This is a genomic window from Duganella sp. Root336D2, from assembly GCF_001425005.1.
In the GTDB taxonomy this organism is placed as follows: Bacteria; Pseudomonadota; Gammaproteobacteria; order Burkholderiales; family Burkholderiaceae_D; genus Rugamonas.
In genome coordinates this window covers 167980-193898 of record NZ_LMDB01000004.1, presented here as the reverse complement: position 1 = coordinate 193898, position 25919 = coordinate 167980, and the positions used below count along the sequence as shown (strand labels likewise).

Annotated in this window: 29 protein-coding genes; 12 read left to right on the top strand and 17 right to left on the bottom strand. The window is 61.8% G+C overall.

The genetic code is table 11. From position 1 onward, the window contains the following. The first annotated feature begins 19 nt into the window (after positions 1-19). From ASD07_RS07110 to ASD07_RS07085, 6 genes are all read left to right on the top strand, one after another. Positions 20-1810, top strand: coding sequence for an aminopeptidase P family protein (locus ASD07_RS07110; protein ID WP_200953773.1), 1791 nt, complete (start codon positions 20-22; stop codon positions 1808-1810). Beyond that, complete coding sequence (locus tag ASD07_RS07105; protein WP_055927168.1) at positions 1807-2070, top strand: hypothetical protein; 264 nt, start codon at positions 1807-1809, stop codon at positions 2068-2070. The genes ASD07_RS07110 and ASD07_RS07105 overlap by 4 nt, the downstream gene beginning before the upstream one ends. Positions 2071-2082: 12 nt before the next feature. Then, the gene (locus ASD07_RS07100) at positions 2083-2826 is read left to right on the top strand and encodes an MgtC/SapB family protein (RefSeq protein ID WP_055927165.1); all 744 of its coding nucleotides are present in this window, start codon (positions 2083-2085) and stop codon (positions 2824-2826) included. Between the two features lie 9 nt (positions 2827-2835). After that, positions 2836-3420, top strand: a complete 585-nt coding sequence (locus tag ASD07_RS07095; protein WP_307143412.1) for a DUF924 family protein — start codon at positions 2836-2838, stop codon at positions 3418-3420. Further along, positions 3420-4250 (top strand): Rossmann-like and DUF2520 domain-containing protein, encoded by an 831-nt coding sequence (locus ASD07_RS07090; protein ID WP_055927163.1) that lies wholly within the window; start codon positions 3420-3422, stop codon positions 4248-4250. The genes ASD07_RS07095 and ASD07_RS07090 overlap by 1 nt, the downstream gene beginning before the upstream one ends. Positions 4251-4417: 167 nt before the next feature. After that, positions 4418-4780, top strand: coding sequence for a hypothetical protein (locus ASD07_RS07085; RefSeq protein WP_055927160.1), 363 nt, complete (start codon positions 4418-4420; stop codon positions 4778-4780). Here ASD07_RS07085 and ASD07_RS07080 read toward each other — a convergent pair. Beyond that, the gene (locus ASD07_RS07080; protein ID WP_055927156.1) at positions 4771-5349 is read right to left on the bottom strand and encodes a hypothetical protein; all 579 of its coding nucleotides are present in this window, start codon (positions 5347-5349) and stop codon (positions 4771-4773) included. The two genes, ASD07_RS07085 and ASD07_RS07080, sit on opposite strands and share 10 nt — an antisense overlap. 17 nt (positions 5350-5366) lie before the next feature. Between ASD07_RS07080 and ASD07_RS07075 the strand changes: the two genes are divergently transcribed. Both ASD07_RS07075 and ASD07_RS07070 read left to right on the top strand, forming a co-directional pair. Then, entirely contained in the window at positions 5367-5960 is a 594-nt protein-coding gene (locus ASD07_RS07075) for an alpha-ketoglutarate-dependent dioxygenase AlkB (protein WP_055927153.1), read from the top strand. A 184-nt stretch (positions 5961-6144) separates the two neighbouring features. Next, complete coding sequence (locus tag ASD07_RS07070; RefSeq protein ID WP_055927149.1) at positions 6145-6729, top strand: porin family protein; 585 nt, start codon at positions 6145-6147, stop codon at positions 6727-6729. A 101-nt stretch (positions 6730-6830) separates the two neighbouring features. Here the strand turns inward: ASD07_RS07070 and ASD07_RS07065 are convergent, their stop codons facing one another. From ASD07_RS07065 to rarD, 4 genes are all read right to left on the bottom strand, one after another. Beyond that, on the bottom strand, positions 6831-7304 hold the full coding sequence (locus ASD07_RS07065; RefSeq protein ID WP_055927146.1) for a DUF6265 family protein: 474 nt from the start codon (positions 7302-7304) through the stop codon (positions 6831-6833). Between the two features lie 94 nt (positions 7305-7398). Next, the gene (gene ettA / locus ASD07_RS07060; RefSeq protein WP_055927143.1) at positions 7399-9066 is read right to left on the bottom strand and encodes an energy-dependent translational throttle protein EttA; all 1668 of its coding nucleotides are present in this window, start codon (positions 9064-9066) and stop codon (positions 7399-7401) included. A gap of 107 nt (positions 9067-9173) precedes the next feature. Continuing rightward, a complete protein-coding gene (locus ASD07_RS07055) occupies positions 9174-9956 on the bottom strand; it encodes a PEP-CTERM sorting domain-containing protein (RefSeq protein ID WP_055927140.1) in 783 nt (260 codons plus the stop codon). Positions 9957-10109: 153 nt separating this feature from the next. After that, positions 10110-10985 carry an EamA family transporter RarD gene (gene rarD, locus ASD07_RS07050; RefSeq protein WP_055927137.1) on the bottom strand — a complete coding sequence of 292 codons (876 nt, stop codon included), beginning with the start codon at positions 10983-10985 and terminating at the stop codon, positions 10110-10112. 132 nt (positions 10986-11117) lie between these two features. Between rarD and ASD07_RS07045 the strand changes: the two genes are divergently transcribed. Beyond that, a complete protein-coding gene (locus ASD07_RS07045) occupies positions 11118-12998 on the top strand; it encodes a potassium transporter Kup (RefSeq protein WP_055927383.1) in 1881 nt (626 codons plus the stop codon). A gap of 32 nt (positions 12999-13030) precedes the next feature. Here ASD07_RS07045 and ASD07_RS07040 read toward each other — a convergent pair whose 3' ends face one another. The 5 genes from ASD07_RS07040 to ASD07_RS07020 all read right to left on the bottom strand — a co-directional run bounded on the left by ASD07_RS07040 (position 13031) and on the right by ASD07_RS07020 (position 15685). After that, on the bottom strand, positions 13031-13483 hold the full coding sequence (locus ASD07_RS07040) for a GNAT family N-acetyltransferase (RefSeq protein ID WP_055927134.1): 453 nt from the start codon (positions 13481-13483) through the stop codon (positions 13031-13033). A 41-nt stretch (positions 13484-13524) separates the two neighbouring features. Continuing rightward, positions 13525-13824, bottom strand: a complete 300-nt coding sequence (locus ASD07_RS07035; RefSeq protein WP_055927132.1) for a DUF4148 domain-containing protein — start codon at positions 13822-13824, stop codon at positions 13525-13527. Positions 13825-13879: 55 nt separating this feature from the next. Next, a complete protein-coding gene (locus ASD07_RS07030) occupies positions 13880-14308 on the bottom strand; it encodes an organic hydroperoxide resistance protein (RefSeq protein WP_055927128.1) in 429 nt (142 codons plus the stop codon). Positions 14309-14462: 154 nt separating this feature from the next. Further along, positions 14463-14981 (bottom strand): thioredoxin family protein, encoded by a 519-nt coding sequence (locus ASD07_RS07025; protein ID WP_055927125.1) that lies wholly within the window; start codon positions 14979-14981, stop codon positions 14463-14465. A gap of 2 nt (positions 14982-14983) precedes the next feature. Further along, a complete protein-coding gene (locus tag ASD07_RS07020; RefSeq protein WP_055927380.1) occupies positions 14984-15685 on the bottom strand; it encodes a cytochrome c biogenesis CcdA family protein in 702 nt (233 codons plus the stop codon). Between the two features lie 153 nt (positions 15686-15838). Here ASD07_RS07020 and ASD07_RS07015 point away from each other — a divergent pair, with 153 nt between their 5' ends. Together ASD07_RS07015 and ASD07_RS07010 are read left to right on the top strand one after the other, a co-directional pair. Continuing rightward, positions 15839-16579 (top strand): response regulator, encoded by a 741-nt coding sequence (locus ASD07_RS07015; RefSeq protein ID WP_055927123.1) that lies wholly within the window; start codon positions 15839-15841, stop codon positions 16577-16579. Further along, positions 16579-17895: an ATP-binding protein gene (locus ASD07_RS07010; protein ID WP_055927120.1), complete on the top strand. Its 1317-nt coding sequence runs from the start codon at positions 16579-16581 to the stop codon at positions 17893-17895. The genes ASD07_RS07015 and ASD07_RS07010 overlap by 1 nt, the downstream gene beginning before the upstream one ends. 2 nt (positions 17896-17897) lie before the next feature. Here ASD07_RS07010 and ASD07_RS07005 read toward each other — a convergent pair whose 3' ends face one another. The 7 genes from ASD07_RS07005 to ASD07_RS06975 form a co-directional block, all read right to left on the bottom strand. Further along, positions 17898-18905, bottom strand: a complete 1008-nt coding sequence (locus ASD07_RS07005) for a histone deacetylase family protein (RefSeq protein ID WP_055927117.1) — start codon at positions 18903-18905, stop codon at positions 17898-17900. A 3-nt stretch (positions 18906-18908) separates the two neighbouring features. Then, entirely contained in the window at positions 18909-20501 is a 1593-nt protein-coding gene (gene gshA / locus ASD07_RS07000; RefSeq protein WP_055927113.1) for a glutamate--cysteine ligase, read from the bottom strand. A gap of 110 nt (positions 20502-20611) precedes the next feature. After that, the gene (prmC, locus tag ASD07_RS06995; protein ID WP_055927110.1) at positions 20612-21442 is read right to left on the bottom strand and encodes a peptide chain release factor N(5)-glutamine methyltransferase; all 831 of its coding nucleotides are present in this window, start codon (positions 21440-21442) and stop codon (positions 20612-20614) included. Next, positions 21439-21912 carry a disulfide bond formation protein B gene (locus ASD07_RS06990; RefSeq protein ID WP_082507175.1) on the bottom strand — a complete coding sequence of 158 codons (474 nt, stop codon included), beginning with the start codon at positions 21910-21912 and terminating at the stop codon, positions 21439-21441. The genes prmC and ASD07_RS06990 overlap by 4 nt, the downstream gene beginning before the upstream one ends. 132 nt (positions 21913-22044) lie before the next feature. After that, positions 22045-23121: a peptide chain release factor 1 gene (prfA, locus tag ASD07_RS06985; RefSeq protein WP_055927107.1), complete on the bottom strand. Its 1077-nt coding sequence runs from the start codon at positions 23119-23121 to the stop codon at positions 22045-22047. Between the two features lie 66 nt (positions 23122-23187). After that, positions 23188-24462, bottom strand: a complete 1275-nt coding sequence (gene hemA, locus ASD07_RS06980) for a glutamyl-tRNA reductase (RefSeq protein WP_055927104.1) — start codon at positions 24460-24462, stop codon at positions 23188-23190. 54 nt (positions 24463-24516) lie between these two features. Then, a complete protein-coding gene (locus ASD07_RS06975) occupies positions 24517-25206 on the bottom strand; it encodes a response regulator transcription factor (protein ID WP_055927100.1) in 690 nt (229 codons plus the stop codon). 207 nt (positions 25207-25413) lie between these two features. Here ASD07_RS06975 and ASD07_RS06970 point away from each other — a divergent pair, with 207 nt between their 5' ends. Further along, positions 25414-25908 carry a hypothetical protein gene (locus ASD07_RS06970; protein WP_055927097.1) on the top strand — a complete coding sequence of 165 codons (495 nt, stop codon included), beginning with the start codon at positions 25414-25416 and terminating at the stop codon, positions 25906-25908. The last annotated feature ends 11 nt before the right edge of the window (positions 25909-25919 follow it).

The window sequence follows — 25919 nt, the reverse complement described above, 5'->3', positions numbered from 1 at the left end:
ATCGGGGTATGATTGCGCTATGAAAGAATCAATCCGCACCAGACTTGAATCCATGCGCGCAGCGATGCGCCGCCATCAGGTTGATGCCTGCATGGTCCCTTCCTCCGATCCCCATCTGTCCGAATATTTGCCGGCGCGCTGGCAGGGGCGGGAATGGCTGTCGAGCTTTACCGGCTCGGTCGGCACTTTCATCGTCACCCAGGATTTTGCCGGCGTCTGGACGGACGGCCGCTATTGGACGCAGGCGGAAGCGGAGCTGGCCGGTACCGGCGTGCGGCTGATGAAGATATCATCGGGCGCAAGTGTGCAGTATGTGGACTGGCTGGCCGAGACCCTGAAGCCGGGCCAGGTGCTGGCCGTGGATGGTGCGGTTCTGGGCCTGTCGATTGCCCGCCTGCTGCAGGCGCGCGGTATTGCCCTGCGCACCGACCTGGACCTGCTGGAAGAGGTGTGGACCGATCGTCCCCACCTGCCGGATGCCCCGATCTTCGAGCACCAGCGTCCTTATGCCGACATGACCCGCGCGGCCAAGCTGGCGGCATTGCGGGCCGAAATGGCGCGCCAGGGAGCGACCCACCACATCATTTCGACGTTGGATGATATCGCCTACCTGTTCAACCTGCGCGGTTCGGACGTCAACTACAACCCGATCTTCCTTTCACATGCACTGGTCGACCGGGAGCGCGCCATGCTGTTCGTCGGCGCCGGCAAGATTGAGCCAGGCCTGGCGGGCTTGCTGGCGGCCGACCAGGTCTTTGTCGAGCCCTACGAAGCAGCAGCGCAGGCACTGGCCACGATCCCTGCCGGCAGCACGCTGCTGCTGGACCCGCGCCGCATTACTTTCGGCACGCGCCAGTCCGTGCCCGAGGGCGTGAAGATAATCGAAGCGGTCAATCCCACCACCTTCGCCAAGTCCCGCAAGACCGCACGCGAAGCCGATCATGTGCGGGCGACGATGGAGCAGGATGGCGCGGCCTTGTGCGAATTCTTCAGCTGGCTGGAACAAACCCTGGCTGACCAGAAGCGCGAGCCGCTGACTGAATACGCCATCGGCCAGCATCTGCTGGAAGCACGCCGCCGCCGTCCCGGCTTTGTCAGCCCAAGTTTCGGCACCATCGCAGGCTTCAATGCCAACGGCGCGATCATGCACTATCGCGCACCGGCGGAAGGCAGCGCCGTAGTGGAAGGCGATGGCTTGCTGCTGCTCGATTCCGGCGGCCAGTACACTGGCGGCACCACCGACATTACGCGCGTGGTGCCGGTGGGGGCCATCAGTGCGGAGCACAAGCGCGATTTCACCCTGGTGCTGAAGGGCATGCTGGCGCTATCCGTCGCCCGATTCCCGCGCGGCGTGAAGTCGCCGATGCTGGATGCGATCGCCCGTGCGCCGCTGTGGGCGGCCGGCATCGACTTCGGCCACGGCACCGGCCATGGCGTCGGCTTCTTCCTCAACGTGCATGAAGGCCCGCAGTCGATTTCGCCTTCCACCCCGCCGGATGCGCATACCGCAATGGAGCCGGGCATGATCACCTCCAACGAGCCCGGCATCTACCGACCCGGCAAGTGGGGCATCCGCATCGAAAACCTGGTGCTGAACGTGCCGGCGCCGGAATCGGAATTCGGCGAATTCCTGCGCTTTGAAACCCTGACCCTGTGCCCGATCGATACGCGCTGCATCGACAAATCCCTGCTGCGCGAAGACGAAGTGCGCTGGCTGAATGAATATCACGCCACAGTGCGTCAACGACTGTCCAGGCATGTCAGCGGCGACGCGCTGCGCTGGCTGAATGAAAAGACCGAGGCAATATGAGCCGCTCCACCAAAGCATCCAACGCGCTGGCCCGCCTGAAAGAGCGCTCCGGCAACCAGGCCTATTCGCTGACCATGACCGGCAGCGGCCACTTCTTCCTGACGGAAGGACCTGGCCAGCCGCCGCTTTGCGCGCCGATGGAGCTGGACGATTTTGTCGCCTTCGTCAACGCGCAAGGACCGCAAAAAGTGAAACGCGTCAGCAAACTCGATGTAGCATTCGAAAAGCAGCTCGCAGCCAAGAAAACACCAAAACCATAAAGTGAGGCGGCTATGCCCAGCATAGAGTTCCTGCGTGCTTACTGGTCGTCCGGCGAACTGGCGACCAACCTCGTGATCTTGATGAATATCGGCGGTGCGCTCCTGCTTGGCCTGCTGGTCGGCTATGAGCGCTCGTACCACGGCCGAGCGGCGGGCATGCGTACCTATGGCCTGGTGTGCATGGCGTCGGCCGCGCTGACGGTGGTATGCGGCTACCCGTCGCTGTGGTTCGGCGGCCATATGTCCGAGCTGGTGGGCACCGATCCGACCCGCGTGGTGCAGGGTATCGTAACCGGCATCGGTTTCCTGGGCGCGGGCGTGATCATGCGCGAGGGCTTCAATATCTCGGGCCTGACGACAGCTGCGTCGATCTGGGCTTCGTCGGTGATTGGCGTGTCGGTGGGGCTGGGCTTCTACCTGGGCGCCATGGGGCTGGCTTTCCTGTGCGCGATGTCGATGATCTTCCTGTCCAAGGTTGAGGCGTGGCTGCCGTCGCGCCACGCAATCGCAATCACCATGCGCTTCAAGCCGGGCTTTGAGCCGAAGGAAGACCAGTTGCGCGCCATGGCGCTGGAACGCGGTTACCAGATCGCCGGCGGCTCGCTGACCATCGGCATGGACCAGGGCAAACTGGAATGGCGCTTTGTCGCGCTGGCATTGAGCAAGCGCAGCGGTTCGCCGCTGTCGCGCATCGCGGAAGAGATGACCCATTACGAAGGCATCGACAGCTTCCAGGTCACCCACGCACGCAACTAGGAGACAGGTTTGGTCATCCATTCACAAGACGTTCTCGATTTCTGGTTCCTGCCGATCGGCGCCAAGGGCCACAATATGCAGCGCCCCGAGTGGTGGCGCAAGGACGATGCATTCGACCGCGCGATTTTCCAGCAATTCGGCGATGTGGTCGAAGAGGGGCTGCTGGGCGGGCTGCGGCAGTGGGACGATGAAGGTACGCAGGGTACGCTGGCGCGCATCATTGTGCTGGACCAGTTCACGCGCAACGTCTATCGCGGCACGCCGAAGGCCTTTGCCGGCGATGAACTGGCGCTGGAGGCGGCCAAGGCACTGGATGATTCAGGCGCCAACCAGACCTTGCCGCCGGCCCAGCGTGCGTTTTCCTACATGCCGCTTGAGCATTCGGAGAACCTGTCGATGCAGATGCGCTGTGTCGATCTGTTCGAGATGCTCGCTGCGGATTCGACGGGCTATGCAGGCATGCTGGACTTCGCGAAGAAGCATTACGAGGTGATTCGCCGCTTCGGGCGCTTCCCGCACCGCAATGCCATCCTCGGCCGCGAGTCGACGCCGGAGGAAATTGAATTCCTCAAGCAGCCGGGGTCGAGTTTCTGATGCGCGGATTGACCGTAGTTGGCGGCGGCCACGTGGGCCGCGTCCTGGGCCGCCTGTTTTCCGCGGCGGGCGCGTTTGCCGTGCAGGATGTGCTGGCACGTTCGGCCGACAGCGCGGCGCGGGCGGCTGCTTTCATCGGCAGCGGCGCCGGCGCGGTATCGTATGCCGCGTTGCGTCCGGCCGAGGTCTATATGCTGACTGTCGGCGACGACCAGATCGTGCCGGCTTGCGAAGCGCTGGCGGCGGCCGTGCCTTTGCAGGGTGCGGTGGTATTCCATTGCAGCGGGGCGCTGGCATCCGACCGGCTGCAGGCTGCGCGTGCGGCCGGCGCGTACCTCGCCAGCGTGCATCCGATCCGCAGCTTTGCCGATGTGGAGGCGGTGGCGGCGGGCTTCGCCGGCACCTTCTGCGGCGTGGAGGGCGACCGGCAAGCGCTGGACGTACTGCTGCCTGCGCTGGCCGCGATCGGCGCGCGGGCCGTGCAAATCGACCCTGCTGCCAAGACCGTGTACCACGCTGCCGCGGTATTCGCGAGCAATTACCTGGTCACCGTGATCGACGCTGCCTTGCGTGCTTACCAGGCGGCCGGGATTCCGGAGGCTGTAGCGCGCGAGCTTGCGCGCCCGCTTGCGATAGAGTCTATGGAAAATGCCTTCCGCCTCGGCGCGGCGCCGGCGCTGACCGGGCCGGTGGCACGCGGTGATATGGCAACAGTGTTGCGGCAGCAAGATGCCGTGATGGCATGGGATGCGGCAACTGGCCAATTGTATCGCTCGCTGGTCCCGCCCACCATCGCGCTGGCGGATCGCAAACGGGCCGGCCAGCCTTGAGACTGCCCTTGCAAATCAGCAGTGCAAAAGTATAGTTGAAGAGCAGGTAATGCTTTTTGCCCTGCTACTGTTGTGGGGGAGCAAAAAGATTGCCTCAGCGAGTGACAAAATTGGGCGTTAGCAATAAGCTTGTCCACCTAAGCCACACACAGTTCTAGGGGAACGCTATGTTATTTTTGAAATCCACGTCTGTCACCAAGGCGCCTGGCATCTACGAAGTGGACATTGCCGCCAAACCGCCTGGCAAGACTTTCGGCGTGTACATGGCAACCGACCCGGATAATCCTCCGACTTCCGTGCTCGAAGCGCTGGCCGCTGGTGGCTTCAAGCAAATGCACAGCTCCGGCTACACCCACAAGGACCGTGGCAAGGTGCTGGACCTGCACTTCCAGAAGGATGGCACCGACCTGTTCAACGGCTGGAAGGCAGATGAAGCCGAGGCCAATATGGCCATCATCAACAAGATCTTCGGCGACATCGGGGTGGCGATCACCCCGCGCGTCATGTCGCTGGCTGAAGCTTACGCCTGAACTTCAATGTGATAGAGGGCCCAAGGGCAAGAGCTGAAGCGCTCGCCGACGGGCCTGCTTGCCATTTCCGGCACCCGATCGGCATCGTAAATCGCCCATAGGGGACCCAGTCCGCCCAGCGCCATCGGGGCGCCATCCATGTGGGTAGCAACGATATAGCGCTGCGCCTTGGCGCGCGCCAGCGCCACTGCCACCGCATAGCCATCGACCGCACGCAGGATCAGGTTGCTGCTGTCGCCGGCTTGCGCGCCGGCAGCTTTCAGCAGGTCTACCAGAAGCGGCCCGGACAGGACATGCGGCTTGCTATCGTATTCCAGGGTCGGCTTGATGGTGATCGCTGGCAACGCGGCCAGGGCAGCAAAATCGAAGGTGAAGGCCTTCTCGAAAGTCAGGCGCTGGCGGTGCATCATCTGGTCCGCGACGCGGTCAAAGCTGCCACGGTTCGGCTTGGCAATGGCGCCGGTCACGGTCAGCAGTGCCGGACCACGCTCAGCCTTCGGGCTAGCGGCGCCCAGCGATGGGAGGGCGCCTGCCGCTGCCACGGCGCCGAGGAATTGACGTTTGTTCATTGTTATATGATAACGCCATGGACCTGTTTTCTGCTGAAGCCGAGTTATTCCCGATTCCGATTGATGACGGCGAGCTGTATTTCATGCAGCAGCTGCCGCTGGCTGTGGATAACGCGCAAGTTATGCAGGCCCTGCTGGACGAAACGGCGTGGAAGGCGGAAACGATTTTCCTGTTTGGCCGCGAAGTGGCACAACCGCGCCTGAGCGCCTGGTACGGCGAGCAGCGCTACACCTACTCGGGCCGTACTTTCGAGCCGCTGCCGTTCACCCCGCTGCAGCGGGAAATTAAGCATGCCGTCGAGGCCGTGAGCGGCAAGCGCTTCAACAGCTTGCTGCTGAATTACTACCGTAACGAGCAGGACAGCATGGGCTTCCATAGCGATGATGAACCGGAGCTGGGCCTGCAGCCAGCCATTGCCTCGGTCAGCTTCGGCGCCACCCGTACCTTCATCCTCAAGCACAAAAAGCAGCCAAAAACCGTCAAGCTCGATCTCACTGACGGCAGCCTGCTGTTGATGGCCGGAAAACTCCAGCATTGCTGGCGGCATGGCATCAACAAGGAGCGAAAACCCCGCGGTCCGCGTATCAACCTGACATTTAGGCTTATCTGAAGCCAAGTTCGCTCATTTTGGGTTGAATATTGGTAATTCAAGCCCGCTTACAAATGCACACAATTCTTACCGCTTCGTCTCCCCCTTGAACTTTTTGCAGTGTTATCGTGCTTTCCATCGCACTTCCATAGACGAAGCGCGATCCCAAGCAAGTCCGATTTACTTTTGCTGAAAGATCACGAACATGAAAAAAATCGCATTCGCACTCATCACTTCCGCCGTTGCCCTGGGCGCGGCTTCCGTCCAGGCCCAAGAGTTGAAGCCGTACATCGGCGCGGGCGTCGTGGCGAACTCGAACAAGTACACCCTGCCCAATGACACCAGCGACGGTGACAAGAAAACCACCGAATATGGCGGCAAGATCTTCGGCGGTGTGCAGATCGACAAGACCTGGGGCGTGGAAGCTGGTTATGTAGACTTCGGCAAGCAGTCGTACAACTACACCACCGGCGCTGGCACCGGCAGCATTGAAGGCAAAGCCAAATCCTTCTACCTGGCCGGCAAAGGCACCTTCCCCATCAACCAGCAGGTTTCACTGACCGGCAAACTGGGTGTCTCGCACAACAAGAACGATGTGAATGCCACCGGCCTGGCTGCCGCGTACAACGGCGATAGCAGCCGTAACGCGCTGTACGCCGCGGTTGGCGCAGAATACGCCTTCACCGAGAAAGTGTCGGGCGTGCTGGAGTACGAACACTTCGGCAAGAACGACATTGACCAGGGCCGCCGCAAGGGCGCGTTCAACCTGGGCGTGAAGGCAAGCTTCTGAGTCGAGGGGGAGGGCAGTTCAGCTGCTTCCCCCCGCAAAGTCCCGATCGAGGCCGGGTGCGACAACGGCAGCCTTGCGCTGCCAATGTCCTTGTGCCCGCCTCACCCTCCATTCGGACATCGGGTCCGCTGCATGGGGTAGTCGAAGGCTTTTGCCTTGCCTTTCGAGACGCCTTCGATGCGCGCCTCGATGCCATCGGCGCCATCGCGCTGGTAAATGATCCGCTGCGGGAAGTCATGCTGCGGGTTTTCAAAGATCACTTCACCGTCGCCGATCGACTTGATCGGGAAGGCCGCTTCCAGCTGGCGGCTAGGCTTGGCCACATAGGCCCAGATGCCGGGTTCTGTTTCCCGGATCATGGTGTGTTCCCACTCGACCGTTTTGCCGTTCTTCACTGTGCGGGAGACGCCCAGCATGGTGCCGCCGGCCGGCAGGGTCCACATTTCCACTGAACCTTTTTCGGCGCCGGTGTGGGACCAGCAGCCGGCCAGCCAGGATAGCTTGTCGATCGGGGCCTCGTGCGCAATGGCGCCTGCGCTGGCCAGTACCAGTCCACAGAGGAATTGCTTGCGCATTTGGGGGCTCCTTTTCTAAAAACCGGTAAACCGGGGTCAGGCACAAGTGCCTGACCCCAATGATCTTGCAGCCAGCGCCTTCGGTATGCCCGTGTTAGCCGTGCAGCGGCTTGTAACGAATACGCTTCGGCTTCGCGCCTTCCTCACCCAGGCGCTTCTTCTTGTCGGCTTCGTATTCCTGGTAGTTACCCGCAAAGAAGGTAGCCTGGGAATCGCCTTCAAAGGCCAGGATGTGGGTGGCGATACGGTCCAGGAACCAGCGGTCGTGGGAGATCACCATCACGGAACCGGCAAATTCCAGCAGCGCATCTTCCAGCGCACGCAGGGTTTCCACGTCCAGGTCGTTGGACGGTTCGTCCAGCAGCAGTACGTTGCCGCCCATCAGCAGGGTCTTGGCCAGGTGCAGGCGGCCACGCTCACCGCCGGACAGGTTGCCAACGATCTTCTGCTGGTCCGAGCCTTTGAAGTTGAAGCGTCCCACATAAGCGCGCGACGGCATTTCGAAACGGCCCACGCTCAGGATGTCGGCGCCGCCGGACACTGCCTCGAACACGGTCTTCTCGTTGTCCAGCTTGTCGCGGCTCTGGTCCACCAGCGAAATCTTGGCAGTCTTGCCGATTGCCACTTCGCCGCTGTCCGGTTGTTCGATGCCGGCGATCATCTTGAACAGGGTCGACTTACCGGCGCCGTTCGGGCCGATGATGCCGACGATCGCGCCCGGCGGCACGGTGAAGGACAGGTTGTCGATCAGCAGGCGGTCGCCAAACGATTTGCTGACGTTCTTGAACTCGATGACATCGTTACCCAGGCGTTCGGCCACAGGGATGAAAATCTCCTGGGTCTCGTTGCGCTTCTGGTATTCGTATTCGCTCAGTTCATTGAAGCGCGCCATACGGGCCTTGGATTTGGCCTGGCGTGCCTTCGGATTCTGGCGCGACCATTCCAATTCCTTCTGCAGCGCTTTCTGGCGTGCGGATTCGGTCGCTTCTTCCTGCTTCAGTCGGTCCTGCTTCTGGTCCAGCCACGAAGAGTAGTTGCCCTTCCACGGGATGCCGTGGCCGCGGTCCAGTTCCAGGATCCATTCGGCGGCGTTGTCCAGGAAGTAGCGATCGTGGGTGATGCCAACCACGGTGCCTGGGAAGCGCACCAGGAACTGTTCCAGCCATTCCACGGATTCCGCGTCCAGGTGGTTGGTCGGTTCGTCGAGCAGCAGCATGTCCGGCTTGGACAGCAATAGCTTGCACAGCGCCACGCGGCGCTTCTCACCGCCGGACAGCACGCTGATCTTCTGGTCCCATGGTGGCAGGCGCAGCGCGTCGGCAGCCATTTCAAGTTGCAGGTTCAGGTTGCCGCCGTCGGCAGCGGCGATGATCGATTCCAGGCGCTCCTGCTCTTTGGCCAGCGCGTCGAAGTCAGCGTCTTCTTCCGCGTAGGCGGCGTAGACGGCTTCCAGCAGGGCTTGCGCATTAAAGGCTTCGCCCAGGCCGGATTCCACTTCCTGGCGTACGGTTTTTTCAGGATCCAGCTGCGGTTCCTGCGGCAGGTAGCCGATGTTCAGGCCCGGCATCGGGCGTGCTTCGCCCTGGATGTCGGTGTCGATGCCTGCCATGATTTTCAGCAGGGACGATTTGCCGGAGCCGTTCAGGCCCAGCACGCCGATCTTGGCGCCCGGGAAGAAGGACAGCGAGATGTCCTTCAGAATCTGGCGTTTCGGTGGGACGATTTTGCCCACGCGGTTCATGGTATAGACGTAATTGGCCACGGTATGTGTTCTTGTCGGTTCGTAAAGGCGCTAGTTTAGCGCATTGTGGTGGCGCATAAAAAAAGACCCGGCGCTTGCCGGGTCCTTTCAGTCTCTGGTGCGAGTACTTATGCTTTGCGGCGGCGCGTCGTGGCCAATGCAGCCAGGCCCAGGCCGGTCAGCAACAGGCTGGTCGGCACAGGTACCTGGGCTGGCGGCACAGCTTCCTGCGCTTCGAAGTCAAGGCGCACGTCGGTCACATTGAATTGTCCCAGGACGGAATTCACGGACAGGTTCAGGATGCCGTCCACAAGCAGGTCATTCAAAGCCAGGGAATCCAGGTTCAGTTGCACCACCAGGTCGCCGCTCAGGGAATCGTAGTGGCTGATGAACTGGTTGTACCAGCGGTTGTAGCCGCCATTCTCGCTGCCGGTCTTTTTCTTGGTGTCTTCGATTTTTCCACTGTCGCTGTTGAAGGCATTGTGATCTTCCGCAGAGTCGGTGCCCGAGGCACCACCGGCGGTGACCTTCATCTGGTCGGCGATGGAGTCGCTGTAGTTGGTGTTGAATTGCTTGACATGGAAATTGTCGTTGACGACCTTGCACTGGCCTTTGTTGCAGTCGGTGGTCACACGGTCTTCCGAGTAATTCACGTTCGTCACGGACGAACCAGTGATATCGAAGTCGGCGGAGGAAAAGCCGGATACGGTCAGCACGCCGGAGCTGATCGACGAGCTTGCCAGGCCTTTGCCCGCCAGCAGGCTGTTCACGTCGATTTGCAAGTTCCGGCTTTGGCCAGTCGTCAGGTATTGATCAAGCGACAGTGCGGACGACAGCGGCATTGCTGCAGCCTGGACAGATGCTGCGCAGAACAAGGCGGCGATACCTACCAGAAACTTTTTGCTAACCATTATTGCTCTCCCGAAGTGATACCAGGAAATAAGCAATTGCCATGCCAGAGTGCAAGGAAATTTCCCTAGGTCATTGATTCAATTACGGAAAAGTCAATTGAGTGAAAGTAATTGCGATTGCCATTGTGCTAACGCTGTAAGAATTTCCGACACTCAACTCGCCTTTCTGCTGGTTAACCATCCCTCCAGCATATAGATCGCCAACGCGCTCCAGATGAACAGGAAACCCACCAGCCGGTTCGAAGAAAACGCCTCGTGGAAGACCCAGACGCCCAGCAGCATCTGCAGCGAAGGGGACATGTATTGCAGCATGCCCAGCACCGACATCGGAATACGCCGCGCGCCTGCAGCAAACAGCAGCAGCGGAATCGCCGTGGTCGGACCCGCTGCTGCCAGCAGCCAGCGCGTGCTGTCCGATTCGGCATTCAGGAACACGCTCTGGCCGTGGTACACCAGCCAGCCGAGGTAAGCGACCGCCAGCGGGAACAGGATCATGGTTTCAAACGACAGGCCTTCCAGCGCCGCCAGCGCAGCAGTCTTGCGCAACAAGCCATAGGCACCAAAACTCAAGGCCAGCACCAGGGCGATATACGGGACCTGCCCGGCTTGCCAGGTCAGCCAGGCCACGCCCGTGGCTGCGACGCCGATGGCGATCCACTGGCCGCGGCGCAACTTCTCCTTCAGCACCAGCATGCCCAACAGCACATTCACCAACGGATTGATGAAATAGCCCAGGCTGGCATCCACCACGTGGCCGTTGTTGACGGCCCAGATGTACACAAACCAGTTCGCGCTCAACAGGAAAGCGCTGGCCAGGAAGCTGCCCACCACTTTGGGCTGGCGCAACACTTGCGGCAGCCATTTCCACTGACGCCGCACCGCCAGTACCAGCATCAGGAACAGCAGCGACCACGCCATGCGATGGGCGAGGATCTCGGACGCCGGTACATTCTTAATTGCGTGAAAATACAGGGGGAACAGGCCCCAGGACAGGAAAGCGCCTGCGGCGTACAGCATGCCGGTATTCATGAGAGCGATGATTTTCTATGCGTAAAGGTGGAAAATAGCATACTCGCCAAGTTTTCACCGGCGGCGTAAAAAACTTGCAAAAGGCCTATAGTTGGCCTATTGTGCGATGCACCAAAACCAATTTTGGGTGGAATCTTGTCACAACATAAGAAAAGCAGCGTAGCTGCACTGACGCTGGCCGCCATTGGCATCGTCTACGGCGATATCGGCACCAGCCCTCTCTATACCCTCAAAACCGTCTTCGACCCGACCCACGGGCTGGCCCTCAACCAACCCAACCTGCTGGGCATCATTTCCCTGATCTTCTGGAGCCTGACGCTGATCGTCTCGCTCAAGTACGTCAGCCTGGTGCTGCGCGCCGACAACCGTGGCGAAGGGGGCATCATGGCGCTGATGGCGCTGGCCCTCAATTCCGTCAACAAGGCCGCGCCGAAAGCACACTTCCCGCTACTGCTGATCGGCACCTTTGGCGCCACCATGTTCTATGGCGACTCCGTCATCACCCCAGCCATTTCCGTGCTGGGCGCGATCGAGGGCCTGGAAGTTGCGGCACCGGGCCTGGCACAATATGTGGTGCCGCTGACCATTGTCGTGCTGGTGACGCTGTACTCGGTGCAGCGCCATGGCACGGCCGGCATTGGCCGGTTCTTCGGGCCGATCATGCTGATCTGGTTTGTCGTGCTGGCCGCCATGGGCGTGGTGAACATCATCGACACCCCGGCCATCCTTTCGGCGCTGAATCCTTACTATGCCATCATCTTCATGCGCGACAACGGCTTCATCGCCTTCGTTGCGCTGGGCGCGGTGGTGCTGGCCATTACCGGCGCTGAAGCGCTGTATGCCGATATGGGCCACTTCGGCAAGAAGCCGATCCGCATGGCCTGGTTCTGGGTCTGCTTCCCATCGCTGATCCTGAACTACCTGGGGCAGGGCGCGCTGCTGATCCGCAGCCCTGAAGCCATCTCCAACCCATTCTTCAACCAGTTGGGCGCGTGGAGCGTGTACCCGCTGGTGGTGCTGTCCACGGCTGCCGCGGTGATCGCATCGCAAGCCACGATTTCCGGTTCATTCTCGATGACCAAGCAGGCGATTGCGCTCGGCATGCTGCCGCGCATGCGCGTGCAGCACACCTCCGCCAGCGAGATCGGCCAGATTTATATCCCTGTGGTGAACTGGCTGCAGCTGATCGTGGTGCTGATTGCAGTGATCAGCTTCAAGAGCTCGGATAACCTGGCCAGCGCCTACGGTATCGCCGTGACCGCGACCATGTTCGCCACCACCATCCTGACCTTCTTCGTGATCCGCTACCGCTGGCACCTGCCGCTGGCGCTGTGTTTCGGCGCGACCGGCTTCTTCATCGTGATGGACGTGATGCTGTTCTCGTCTTCCGCACTGAAGCTGTTCCACGGCGGCTGGTTCCCGCTGCTGCTTGGTACTGCGCTGTTCACCACCATGCTGACCTGGCGCACCGGCCGCGAGCTGGTGTTCAAGAACCTGGAAAAGCACGCCATCCCGCTGGAAGAATTCCTGAACTCCCTGTTCATGGCGCCGCCGACCCGCGTGCCGGGTACCGCGGTGTTCCTGCGCGGCGAGAGCGATGGCGTGCCGCACGCGCTGCTGCACAACCTGTCGCACAACAAGGTGCTGCATGAACGCGTGGTGTTCTTCACCGTGCATATCGTGGAAGAGCCTTACGTTCCGCCTTCGGAACAGGTACGCGTCACGGCCCTGGGCCACGAATGCTACCAGCTGAGTATCAATTACGGCTTCAAGGATGAGCCGGATGTGCCGGCCATCATGGCCCTGTGCGAAGAAAAAGGCCTGAAGTTTGAGATGATGGAAACGTCCTTCTTCATCGCGCGCCAGACCGTGATCTCGTCGCCGGGCGATGGCATGGCGCCATGGCGCGAGCACCTGTTCGTGGCGATGTCGCGCAATGCACGCGCGGCGGCGGACTACTACCAGATCCCGCCAAACCGCGTCATCGAACTCGGCACGCAAGTGGAGATCTAAAAAAAAAACGGCCTGCGGGCCGTTTTTTTCGCTTAGCGCAGCATCTCCAGGTGCGCGATGCCGTCCTCGTCATAGGGCTCGCCGACTGCTTTGAAGCCGAAGCTGCCATAGAATTTTTCCAGGTGGGCCTGGGCGCCGATACGAATGCGGTGGCCGGGATGCAGCGCTTCCGCGTTGCGGATGCCTTCCGCGATCAACGCGCGCCCAGCGCCACTGCCGCGAGCAGCCTGCGCCGTCAACACGCGCCCCAGCGCCATTTCAGGATATTTGATGCCCGGCGCGATGCAGCGCAGGTAGGCGGCCAGCGTACGCTTGCCGTCAACCGTTTGCCAGCCGAGCAGGTGGTGGGCGGCCGCATCATAGCCGTCCATATCGGAGTAAAAACACTGCTGTTCGATGACGAACACCTCCTGCCGCTGCCGTAGCATTTCATACAGGTCTGCATTGGGGATGCTGTTAAAGTCCTGCCACTGCCATTCAATCATTGGTCGCCTCGCTAGGTGGGAGGCGACCATTTTATGCCAGCTTATTGATCGATGCGGATCTCGCCATTGCGCAGGGCCAGGGCCAGTTCGGCTTTCACCTGGGCGCGGGTTTTACCGCGGGTTGGGGCGGCAAAGTCCAGCGGATACAGTTCGCCGTTCAGGATTTCACCGCGCTGCAGGGCGGCGATGGTCTCAGCCTTTACTTCTGCGCGGGTTTTGGTCGACATGAAACTGGTGTCGGCCTGGTAGCCTTCGCCGCTGTTGCTATCAGGTGGCGCTGCCTGGGCGGCAGTGGAGAGGGCCAGGGCGGCGGAAGCGATGATGGTTGCAAATGCTTTCATGATATTTCTCCTCTTAGGTGGACCCGGCCGCTTGTGCTGCCGGGTCCTGGTTGGCTTATACGATGGTCAGGGTGACGTCGATGTTGCCGCGTGTCGCGTTCGAGTACGGGCAGACGATGTGGGCGGCGTTCACCAGTTTTTCTGCGGTGGCGCGGTCTACGCCTGGCAGGGAAATCTTCAATTCCACTTCAATGCCGAAGCCGGTCTCGATCGGGCCGATGCCGACGGTGGCGTTGATCGAAGCGTCAGCCGGTACGGCGATCTTGTCGCGGCCGCCAACGAACTTCAGGGCGCCGATGAAGCAGGCCGAGTAGCCGGCTGCGAACAGTTGCTCCGGATTGGTGCCGAACGCGCCATTGCCGCCCAGTTCTTTTGGAGTGGTCAGCTTGACGTCCAGTGCGTTGTCGCTGGAGCTGGATTTGCCTTCGCGGCCGCCGGTGGAGGTTGCGTTTGCGCGGTACAGGATGTTGGAGATCTTTGCCATGATGATGTTTTCCTTTTAGTGAGTAGTGAGCGATTAACTAGCGTGCTATTTGTTTCCAGTTTCCGGGGCCTTGTTTGCTGCCCATGTCCACACTATAGGTAGTGTGCGATTCAATTGCAAGCTATTTTTAAAGAATTTTTCGCTCATCCTGAACTCACTCGGTTTGAGCCAGCAGTTGCTGGATCCGCGCTTCGGTTTGCTCGTACTGGCCTTCACCGAAGTGGGTGTACACCACCTGGCCCTTCTTGTTGACAAGATAGAAAGCTGGCCAGTAGCGGTTGTTGTACGCGTTCCAGGTTGCGTAGCGGTTGTCCTGCGCAACTGGATAACGTATGTCGAACCGCTTCAACGCGGTGCGCACATTCTCGGTCTTGCGCTCGAAAGCGTACTCCGGCGTATGGACGCCGACCACGACCAAGCCCTTGTCCTTGTACTTGTCGTGCCACTGCACGACATGCGACAGGGTGTTGATACAGTTTATGCAGTCATAGGTCCAGAAATCAACCAGTATCACCTTGCCACGCAGTTGTTTCATCGTCAGCGGCTCGCTGTTGAGCCACTGGGCAATGCCGCTGAATTCGGGCGCTTCGAACGGGGCAGTTGCGGCACTGGCGCCGGCGCTTGCGCCGAACAGGGTTGCGGCGGCAGCCAGGAATTTCATGGTGTTCTTCATATTCACAGTCCTTTCAGGGTTGGGAGGTGTTGGGCGGCCCAGGAATAGGCCAGGGTGTCGTATTGCAGGTAGATCGCGATGGCGGTGACCACCACCAGCACGCCGAAGACTTGCTGCAGGCGCTGGGCGTGGCGGGCCACGGAGCGCACCCGCTGGGTGGCGTACTGGCCGCCGTAAATGATCCCGAGCATGGGCACGGCAGCGCCGATGGCGTACAGGGTGAGCAGCAGGGCCGACCAGGCCGGGTCCTGCGCTTTGACCACCAGCACCAGGATGGAAGCCAGCACCGGGCCGGCGCACGGCGTCCATACCGCGCCCAGCGATATCCCGAGCAGGAACGCGCCGCCGTTGCTGCCGTCATCTGCGCGCGGCGCGGCACTGGCATGGCGGCCCGGCAGGCGTGCGATCAGCCATTCATAAGGCGCCGGCCACAGGCGGAACAGGCCGGACAGGGCCAGCAGGGCGATGGCGGTATTGCGCAGCACCTCCTGCGCCACGTCGATGGTGGCCGACACCACGCCCAGCAGCATGGCGAAGCTGGCAAAGCTCAGGATGAAGCCGGCCACGATGAACAGCGGGCGGCGGCGGTTGCGCTGGTTGACGCCGGAGCCCAGCAGGATGGGCAGCATCGGCAGCACGCATGGCGAGGCGATGGTCAGCAGGCCGGCCAGGAAGGCCAGCGGAGTGTCGAGCGGGTTGGTCATGGTCAGCTCCGTGTTTTGGAATGACTCCATTGGACCGCCCTCAGGTATCCGGCATATTTCGCCGCACCCCCTCGTGTGCAATGTTTTGTGTACCTGCTCCGGCTGTACACACTGGGATACAAATCCCGGCCGGGCATTGGGTATCATGGCTCCATGGAAAACCAAGACCACATCCTGATCGTTGACGACGACCGCGATATCCGCGAGTTGATCGGTGCCTATTTACAGAAAAACGGCCTGCGCACTTCTCTGGCAGCCAACGGCCGCCAGATGCGCACCGTGATTGAGGACGACACGCCGGACCTGGTCGTGCTGGACCTGATGCTGCCCGGCGAAGACGGCCTGGCCCTGTGCCGCGACCTGCGCGCCGGCAAGCACAAGGCCGTCCCGGTGCTGATGCTGACCGCGCGCAACGACGAGACCGACCGCATCATCGGCCTTGAAATGGGTGCCGACGATTACCTGCCCAAGCCCTTCGCCGTGCGCGAACTGCTGGCACGTATCAACGCCGTGCTGCGCCGCACGCGCATGCTGCCGCCAAATATGCAGGTCAACGAATCGGTGCCGATGCTGGCCTTCGGCGACTGGCGCCTCGACACGGTGGCGCGCCACCTGCTGGACGCGGACGGCACGCAAGTGGCGTTGAGCGGTGCCGAATACCGCCTGCTGCGCGTCTTCCTCGACCATCCGCAGCGCGTGTTGACGCGCGACCAGCTGCTGAACCTGACCCAGGGCCGCAATGCCGACCAGTTCGACCGCTCGATCGACCTGTTGGTAAGCCGCGTACGCCAGCGCCTGCGCGACACCGCGCGCGAACCACGCTACATCAAGACCTTGCGCAGCGAAGGCTATGTCTTCTCGGCTACCGTCACGCTGGCCGCAGGGGAGCTGTGATGCGCCCGCATTGGCCACGCTCCCTGTTCGCGCGCCTTGCCCTGCTGCTGTGCCTAGGGATAGCAGTGGCGCAAGGCTTGTCGTTCTGGCTCACCATGCGCGAGCGGAACGAGGCGACCACCAACATGATGATGGGTTATATCGAACGCGAGGTCACGACTTCAGTGGCCTTGCTCGACGCCTTGCCAGCCGCGCAACGTGCGCAATGGCTGCCGCGCCTGGCGCGCCGCAGCTATGAATTCAGGCTGGAGGAATGCGATGAATCACTGCCGCACCTGGACGTGCTGGAGGCGAATGCAGTGCGCTCGTTTGAGGAAGGTGTCGGCAAGAAGTACAAGCTGACTGTGCACCAGATCCTCGGCGAGCACGAACGCTATCAGGTACACCTGCGATTAAGCGATGGCATGCCGCTGACGATCGATTTCCGTCCCATGCGCAGCGTGCCGATGTCGCCGTGGTTTGGCGCCCTGATGGTGGCGCAGCTTGCAGTGTTTGCCTTGTGCTGCTGGCTGGCGGTGCGGCTGGCGACGCGGCCGCTGGAACAGCTGGCGCTGGCCGCCGATGCGCTCGGCCCCGCCATGCAGGGTGCCCACCTGCCGGAAAGCGGGCCATCCGAAGTCGCACGTGCGGCGCGCGCCTTCAACGCCATGCAGCAGCGCATCGCCGGCTATATGGCTGAACGTATCCAGATCCTTGCCTCGATCTCGCACGACCTGCAGACCCCGATAACGCGTATGCGCTTACGTGTCGACATGATGGATGACGAGGCGCAGCAATCCAAACTGCGGCAGGACCTGCAAGCGATGGAGCAGCTGGTGAAGGAAGGCGTGGCCTATGCGCGTACCCTGCACGGTACTTCCGAAGCGGCGACGCGCATCGACCCGGACGCACTGCTCGACAGCATGGTGCATGACTACGCCGACGCCGGCCAGGACGTCACGTTGCACGGTGCGGTCGGCCAGCCGATGGAGTTGCGCCCGCAAGCATTGAGACGCGTGCTGGGCAACCTGATCGACAATGCGCTGAAGTTTGGCGGCAGCGCCGAGGTGCACGTTGCGCGGGCGGATGGCGCGCAAGCCGATCGCGGCGGCATCCTGATCCAGGTACTGGACCGGGGCCCGGGCATCCCGGCCGAATCGCTGCAAGCCGTCTTCGAGCCCTTCGTGCGGCTGGAATCCTCACGCAGCCGGGAGACCGGCGGCACCGGCCTGGGCCTGGCAATCGCCCGCCAGCTCGCAACCGCCATGGGCGGCAGTTTGACGCTGCACCAGCGCGAAGGCGGCGGCCTGGAAGCGCGGCTGGCGCTGCCCGGCTAAGCCTAGACCATTGCGCAGTCGAAGCCTTCCAGCACGTTGACGATGTTGGTGCCCAGTTCGCGCAGCGGCGTGCCGCCTTCGAGCTGGAAGGACGTGGGAATGCCAAGCCAGGCCAGGCGTTCGCCCAGGCGCAGGAAGTCGGCGGCAGTCAACCCAAAGCCGCCATGCTGTTCGCCGTGGAAGATACTGCCGCCCAGCGCCACCACCAGCGCCTCCGGCCGGTACATCGACAAGCGTACGCAAGCCGTCTCCAGCGCGGCGAACCAGGCCTGCGCATTGGCGTCCGTCGCCAGCGGGATATTGACGTTGTAGCCAAGTCCGGGACCGGCGCCGGTTTCGTCGGCATGGCCGCAGTAGAAGGGGAAGGTTGTTCGCGGCTCGGCGTGGATCGACAGGCACAGCACGTCGCCCCGCTCGTAGAAAATGCCCTGTGCGCCGTTGCCGTGCTGGTAGTCGAGGTCGAGGATGGCGACCTTGGACATGCCGTCATCCAGCAGGTGCTGGGCCGCCAGCGCCGCATTATTCAGGTAGCAGTAGCCGCCGCAAAAATCGGCGCCAGCGTGATGGCCTTGCGGCTGCGTCAGCACAAAGGTGCCGCGCTCACCGACGCGCAAAGCGTGCGCCGCATTGACCGCGCAGTCGGCACCGCCTTTCGCCGCGCTCCAGGTGCCGGGGCCGATGCCGGTGACGGTATCCATCGAATACAGGCCAAGACGGGCCAGGAAATCGTCCGGCTCGATATCGGTGCGCATGGTGCGCACCGCGAGCTGCCTGGGCGCGATCACAGGCTTGCCGATGAACTCCTTCAACGCCTGCGCTTCGCTCCACGCATTACGCAGGAAGGCCAGGTAGCGCGGGCTGTGCGTGCGCTCCAGCGCCGTCAACGGCACGCTTTGCGGGGTAACGATTGCGCCCAGCCCGCGCCGCTCCAATTCGGCTTGTACGGCCTTGACCCGCTGGTCCGTACCGCCAAATTGTTGCGCGTGCTGTTCGTTAAAGAAGGTGAGCAAGGGTCAGGTGCACTGGTTCGGGCACAGGTTGCTGGCGCGGTAGGCCTTGACGTAATCGTCGAAGCTGCCGGTCTGGGTGCGTTCCAGTTCTTCCTGCTCCGCGATGGAGGCGCGCGCCATGTCGGTGAAGCGCGCCACATCTTCCGCGCTCGGCGGATGACTGCGGAAGTAAGCCGCATGCTTCTCGCTCTGGTGCAGGCCGAAAGCGGTGAACGACTTGCCGTTCGCGCGCAGCGCCTGCAGTACGCGTGCCGAAGGCGTGGTCTCCGGGTCGTGCAGCTTGGCGGCCTGCGCTTCCAGGGCTGCCTTGTGCTCGCGGCCGCCGTGTTCGCGGTCCAGCAGTTCCGCCACCGGCTTGAAGCGCTCCAGCAGGTCCAGGCCCCATTCCTTCAGCGTGACTTCCTCACCGTCGCGGGTCAGGGTCAATCCTGGCCGACGGCCTTCCTTCACGGTGCGTGCGAAATTGCGTGCCAGCAGTGCACCGTGTTCCGGCGTGATCAGCGGGCTTTCTTCCAGCGCGGTGAACAGCAGGAACACATCGAGGAAGCGGCCAGTCTGCACATTGATGCCGACCGGCTCGAACGGGTCCACGTCCATGCAGCGCACCTCAATGTACTGCACGCCGCGGTTGCACAGCGCCTGGATCGGGCGCTCGCCGGTATTGATCACGCGCTTGGGACGGATCGTCGAGTAATACTCGTTCTCGATCTGGATCACATTGGTCGACAGCTGGACCCACTCGCCATTGACCTTGGTGCCGACCTTGGCATACGGCTCGTATGGCTGGTTGACCGCCTTGGTCAGCGTGGCCACATAGGAATCCAAACTGTTCTCATGCGGATGCAGGCCGGATTGCGCCTCGTTCTGGTAACCCAGGTCGCTCATGCGCAGGCTGGTCGCATACGGCAGGTACAGCGTATCGCCCGACAGCTTTTCCAGCTTGTGCGGACGGCCGCGCAGGAAGCCTTCCGCCAGCGCCGGCGATGCGCCGAACAGGTACATCAAGAGCCAGCTATAGCGGCGGAAATTGCGGATCGTCGCCAGGTAGGCTTCCGACTGGTAGGCTTTCGGCGTAACGTGGGTCGCGCCCTCGTTCTCGGCCAGGATGCGCCACAGGCGCTCGTCCAGCGAATAGTTGTAGTGGATGCCGGCGATGCACTGCATCGCCTTGCCGTAGCGCAGGGCCAGGCCGCGGCGGTAGACGTGCTTCAACATGCCCAGGTTGGACTTGCCGTACCAGGCGATCTCGATGTCCTCTTCGGCCGGCAGCTCGCACGGCATGGACTGGCTCCAGATCAGCTCATTGCCCAACCTGGTGTAGCTGAAGCGGTGGATCGCATCCAGTTTTTCCAGCGTGGTCTTGATGTCATGCTCCGCCGGCGTGATGAACTCCAGCAGGGTCTCAGCGTAATCGGTGGTGATGTGCGGGTGCGTCAGGGCCGAGCCCAATGGCTGGGGATGGGGCGTACGCGCCAGGTGGCCATCCGCTTGTACACGCAAGGTTTCCCGCTCAATGCCGCGCAGGCCGCCGCCCAGCACCGCGCGGTGCTTATCGTCGGCCAACAAGGCCAGGCGGCGCGTCAATAGATTGGACAATTTGCTTCCTTTCCGATGCAGCAAATCAAATTGGTGCGAGATTAACCGAAAACCGAAAAGCGCGTACGATGGCCGCCAAAAACGGCCCGGAAGCCGCATGTTGCCGTATTTTACCCGGGCCGGCGGCCGCCGCTGACCCGTTCGATGCCCGCCAAATCTTGCCAGCTTTGCACATCAGTGTAACCGGATGACAACAGCAGCGCGCGCACGGCGACCGACTGGTCGTAGCCATGTTCCATCAGCAGCCAGCTACCGGGCGCCAGTTTGGCCGGGGCGCCGGCAATGATGGTGCGCAGGGCGCTCAGGCCATCCGCAAAATCGGTCAGCGCGCCGCTGGGTTCGAAACGCAGGTCGCCTTCGGCGAGGTGGCGGTCGCCATCCGCGATATAGGGAGGGTTGGAAACGATCAGGTCGAACTGCTCGCCTTCCACGGCAGCGTACCAGTCGCTGTGCAGGAAGCGTACTGCGGCGTTGTTGCGCTGCGCATTGCGCGCGGCCACGGCCAATGCTTGCCGGCTCACGTCCAGCGCCGTCACGCCGGCATCCGGCCTGCTATGGGCGATGGCCACGGCGATGGCGCCGCTGCCGGTGCCCATGTCCAGCACCTTGCCGCGCGGCGGCAAGCGTACCAGCGCCAGTTCCACCAGCAGTTCCGTATCGGGACGCGGGATCAATACCGCCGGGGTAGTTTCAAAATCGAGGCCGAAAAATTCGCGCTGTCCGACGATGTAGGCCACCGGCTCGCCATCATGGCGCCGCTGCAGCAGGGCCGACACGCGCGCCGCCTCGTCGGCGCTCAGCACGCGCTCGGACTGGGTAATCAGCGCCGTGCGGGTGATGCCCAGCGCATGGCAAACCAGGATGCGCTGGTCGACCGGATCGAGCAGAGGCTTGCGCTGCAAGGCGCCAAGCGTGATGCCGGCCATGACCTGGTCTTTCATGCGCGCTTACGCAGCAGCAGCCACGCGCTGACGATGGCCAGGATGCCGAACCAGATGCAGGACCACATCGGGATCACCAGGCCAAAGAATTTTTCATTCGCGTCCTGGCACAGGCCTTCCGCGTAGAACAGCCACGGCAGGTATTCCGAGGTCGGGATCTTGTTCAGCATCGTTTCCATTGGATCGATGCCGCAGGACAGGCCAGGGTGGGCCAGGATCCACAACTGCTTGATTGCCACGCCCATGCCGCCCAGCGCAGCAAGCAAGCCAACGCCAGCCGCAATCTTTGGCTTGGTCGTAAAGGCACCGATCAAAGCCGCGAAGCCGATCGCGATGAACAGGTAGCGCTGTATCACGCACAGCGGGCAAGGCATCAGGTACAGGACGTGCTGCAGATACACCGCCGCGCCGATCATGCCAAAGCTCACAAAGGCGATCGCCAGCAGTACATTACGGTTGCTCATCGTCATCAAGTTATCAAGGTTAAAGTCCGGCCAATTCTCGCACAAAGCGCTGAAGGCTTCCTTAAACTAAGTCGGGGTCAGCTCCGGCTTCTCGAGGAGCTTCATGTCCGATTGCCGGAGCTGACCCCGACTTTCATCTTAGTCGCCCAAAGCGGCGAGCTGTTCGGCCTGGTGCTCGGTGTTCAGGGCGGTGGTCAGTTCGCTCAGGTCGCCGTCCATGATCATGTCGAGCTTGTACAGCGTGAGGTTGATGCGGTGGTCGGTCATGCGGCCTTGCGGAAAGTTGTAAGTGCGGATGCGCTCGCTGCGGTCGCCGGAGCCGATCAGGCTCTTGCGGGTGGCCGCTTCTTTCGACTGCTGCTCGCGCAGTTGCACGTCCTTGATGCGCGCCGCCAGCACCTTCATCGCCGAAGCCTTGTTCTTGTGCTGCGAGCGGTCGTCCTGGCACTCCACCACGATGCCCGACGGGAGGTGGGTGATGCGCACCGCCGAATCGGTCTTGTTGATGTGCTGCCCGCCGGCGCCGGATGCGCGATAAGTGTCGATGCGCAGGTCGGCCGGGTTGATATGCACGTCTTCCACTTCGTCTGCCTCCGGCATCACCGCCACCGTGCAGGCGGAGGTGTGGATGCGGCCCTGGGTTTCCGTTGCCGGCACCCGCTGCACGCGGTGGCCGCCCGATTCGAACTTCAGCTTGGAGTAGGCGCCATTGCCGATAATGCGCGCGATCACCTCGCGGTAGCCGCCCAGATCGCTCTCGGATGCCGACACGATCTCCACCTGCCAGCGCGAACGTTCGGCAAAGCGTGTGTACATGCGCAGCAGGTCGCCCGCAAACAGCGCCGATTCGTCTCCACCCGTGCCGGCGCGAATCTCGAGGAAGATATTGCGCTCGTCGTTTTCATCCTTCGGCAGCAGCATCTTCTGCAGGTCCAGCTCGAGCCCGCCCAGGCGGGCCTTGCCGGCTTCGATTTCTTCCTGCGCGAATTCCTTCATGTCCGGATCCGACAGCATGGCTTGCGCATCCTCGATATCGCCCAGCACTTGCAGGTAATCCTTGTACAGCGCCACCAGCGGCTGCAGCTCGCTGTGCTCGCGCGTCATCTTGCGGTAGCTGTCCATATTCGACGTCGCACCTTCGGACATCAGCAGTTCGTCCAGTTCGACAAGGCGGTTTGCCAGTTGGTCCAGCTTGGCCAGCATTGATGGTTTCATACGTTCCTGAATTCGATGGGGTAACACGGGTAGCCGCGGTGAGCGGCAGCAGGGAGTGGGGCGCCGCTAACGGCGGCCGCGGAACAGTTGTGGCAGCAGTTCGGCCAGCTGGGCGCGTTCGTCGCCCTGGGCGCGGTGCAGCGCTTGCTGCGGTCCGTGCATGAACTTTGCGGTCAGGCCTTTGGAGAGCGCCTCCAGCACTGCATCGACCGATTCACCTTTGGCCAGCAGCTTGCGTGCGCGTTCCAGTTCCAGCAGGCGAATCACTTCGCTGTTTTCCTGCAGGCCCTGGATCACCGGCACCACGGCGCGGTCATCGATCCAGTGCATGAAAGACTGCACGCGGGTTTCGATAATCGCTTCCGCCTGTGCCACCGCGGCCTGGCGATTTTCCATGCCGGTCTGCACCACCTTGCCCAGGTCGTCCACGGTGTACAGGAAGACGTCGTTCAGGCGGCCCACTTCCGGCTCGATATCGCGCGGCACAGCCAGGTCGACCATGAAAATAGGCTTGTGGCGGCGCGCCTTGATGGCGCGCTCCACCATGCCCAGCCCGATCAGCGGCAGCGACGAAGCGGTGCAGGAAATGACGATATCGTATTGCTGCAGCTGGCTGCCAAGTTCGGCCAGGCGCATGGCCTTGCCATTGAAGCGGTGCGCCAGCGCCTCGCCGCGTTCCATGGTGCGGTTGGCTACCGTAATCGATTTCGGATTCTGCGCCGCGAAGTGCGTGGCGCACAGCTCGATCATTTCACCGGCGCCGATGAACAGCACGTTCTGCTCGGAGATCTTGTCGAAAATGCGTTGCGACAGGCGCACCGCCGCAGCGGCCATCGACACGCTGTGCGCGCCGATTTCTGTGGTGCTGCGCACTTCCTTGGCAACCGAGAAGCTGCGCTGGAACAGCTGGTGCAGGTAGGTGCCCAAGCCGCCAGCTTCGTCGGCGGTGCGGATGGCGTCCTTGATCTGGCCCAGGATCTGGGTCTCGCCCAGCACCATTGAATCCAGGCCGGAAGCGACGCGGAAGGTATGGCGCACGGCATCGTGCTGCGGCAGCATGTACAGGTGCGGGCGCAGCTCGGAATAATTCAGTTTGTGGAAATCGGCCAGGAATTGCGCGCCGGCGTCGAGCGGGTTGGCAGCATTGCTGGCCGCATAGAGCTCGGTGCGATTGCAGGTGGACAGGATGGCCGCTTCGTCGCCGCCTTTCGAATCCGCGCAGGCAAACCAGTTGCGCGCCGCAGCAACCGCGGTACCGAGCTGCTCAGGCGCGAACGCCAGCCGTTCGCGCAGGGCGACGGGTGCAGTGGTGTGGTTGAGGCCGACGGCGAGAAGTTGCATCTTGGTCCAGACGGAAGATTCCAGACGCCATTATACCTTGCGCCGGTTTCCCTCTCAGGAACCGAGCTTTTCCAGCCGGTAGCCGTAGCTGTAGACCGGCACCAGGCGGAAGCCGTTTTCCGGCTTCAGTTGCAATTTATTGCGGACGCGCGAAACGTGGGTATCCATGGTGCGCGACGGCACCTCGGTTTCGCGGATCCAGACCGCTTCGTGGATGTAGGCGCGCGATAATGGGCGGCCAATGTTGCGGAAAAACAGCAGCGCCAGGTAGAACTCTTTGTGGGTGACGTCCAGCACTTGCCCGTCCATCAACAAGCGTCCGGGGCGGGTTTCGAAGACGTATTGTCCGAACTGCAACTGCTCGGCGCCGTTCTGGCTCGGGTAGGCCAGGCGCAACTGGGCTTGCACGCGCGCCACCAATTCGGCGCGGCGCAGCGGTTTGACCAGGAAGTCTTCGGCGCCCACCGACAGGCCGGCCACGATATCGTCTTCGCCGGAACTGGTGGTCAGGAACATCACGGGGCCGGTTTCAGGCAGCTTTTCGCGGGCCTTGCGAATTACCTCGGCAGGATCCATATCGGTAACCTGCCAGTCGAGGATCAGCATGTCGACGCTGTCCTTGCGCATATTGGCCAGCAAGTCCTTGGCCGTCTGGTAACCATGGCAGGCATGACCAGCGGAAGTCAGGACCTGGCAGATCAGGTCCGCCTGGCTTCGGTCAGCATCAAGGACAACGATTCTCATGGTTCTTTACAGCAAAATGTTAAGAAGCAGTCACACGAATATAACAGAGATTTACAAGAAATAGTTACCAATTTGATCAAAGATTGCCGTATGGTACTACTCTGCCGGGTCCCGTGCGAGGCTGCGCCTCCATCACACGGTACACTGCTTGGGCGGCTAGCACAATGGAGCAGGTCTTATTTTGCAAGTCGATTGGGGAGCAAAAACATGAAAAATGACTGGACTGTGCTGCCCTCCACCGAGGCAGATATCGATGCAGTACGTGAGCGCTGCCGGCGCCTGGTGCGGCGTCGCGCCGCAGTTTCAGCCGGGGTGGCGGCGGTGCCGATCCCCGGGATCGACGTGGTGTCGGACCTGCGCCTGTTCACCCAGTTGATCGATGATGTGAACCACGAATTCGGCCTGTCGCCGGACCAGATCGACCGCATGCAGCCCAAGTTGAAGCTCATTGCGTACGAGGCGGTCATCAGCTTGGGCGGGATGCTGGTAGGGAAAGTCGTCACGCGCGAACTGGTCGGGGCGGTGCTGAAGCGCAGCGCGGGCAAGATTGCAGTCAAACAGGCGGGCAAACTGGTGCCTATTGCTGGTCAAATTGCTTCAGCTACTATTGGTTTCTTCGCCTTCCGGCAGATTGGCTACCAGCACGTGGAAGCCTGCGCCAAGGTGGCAAGGCAGGTCATTGCGGCTCACGCCAAGGCGTAAGCCACAAGGAA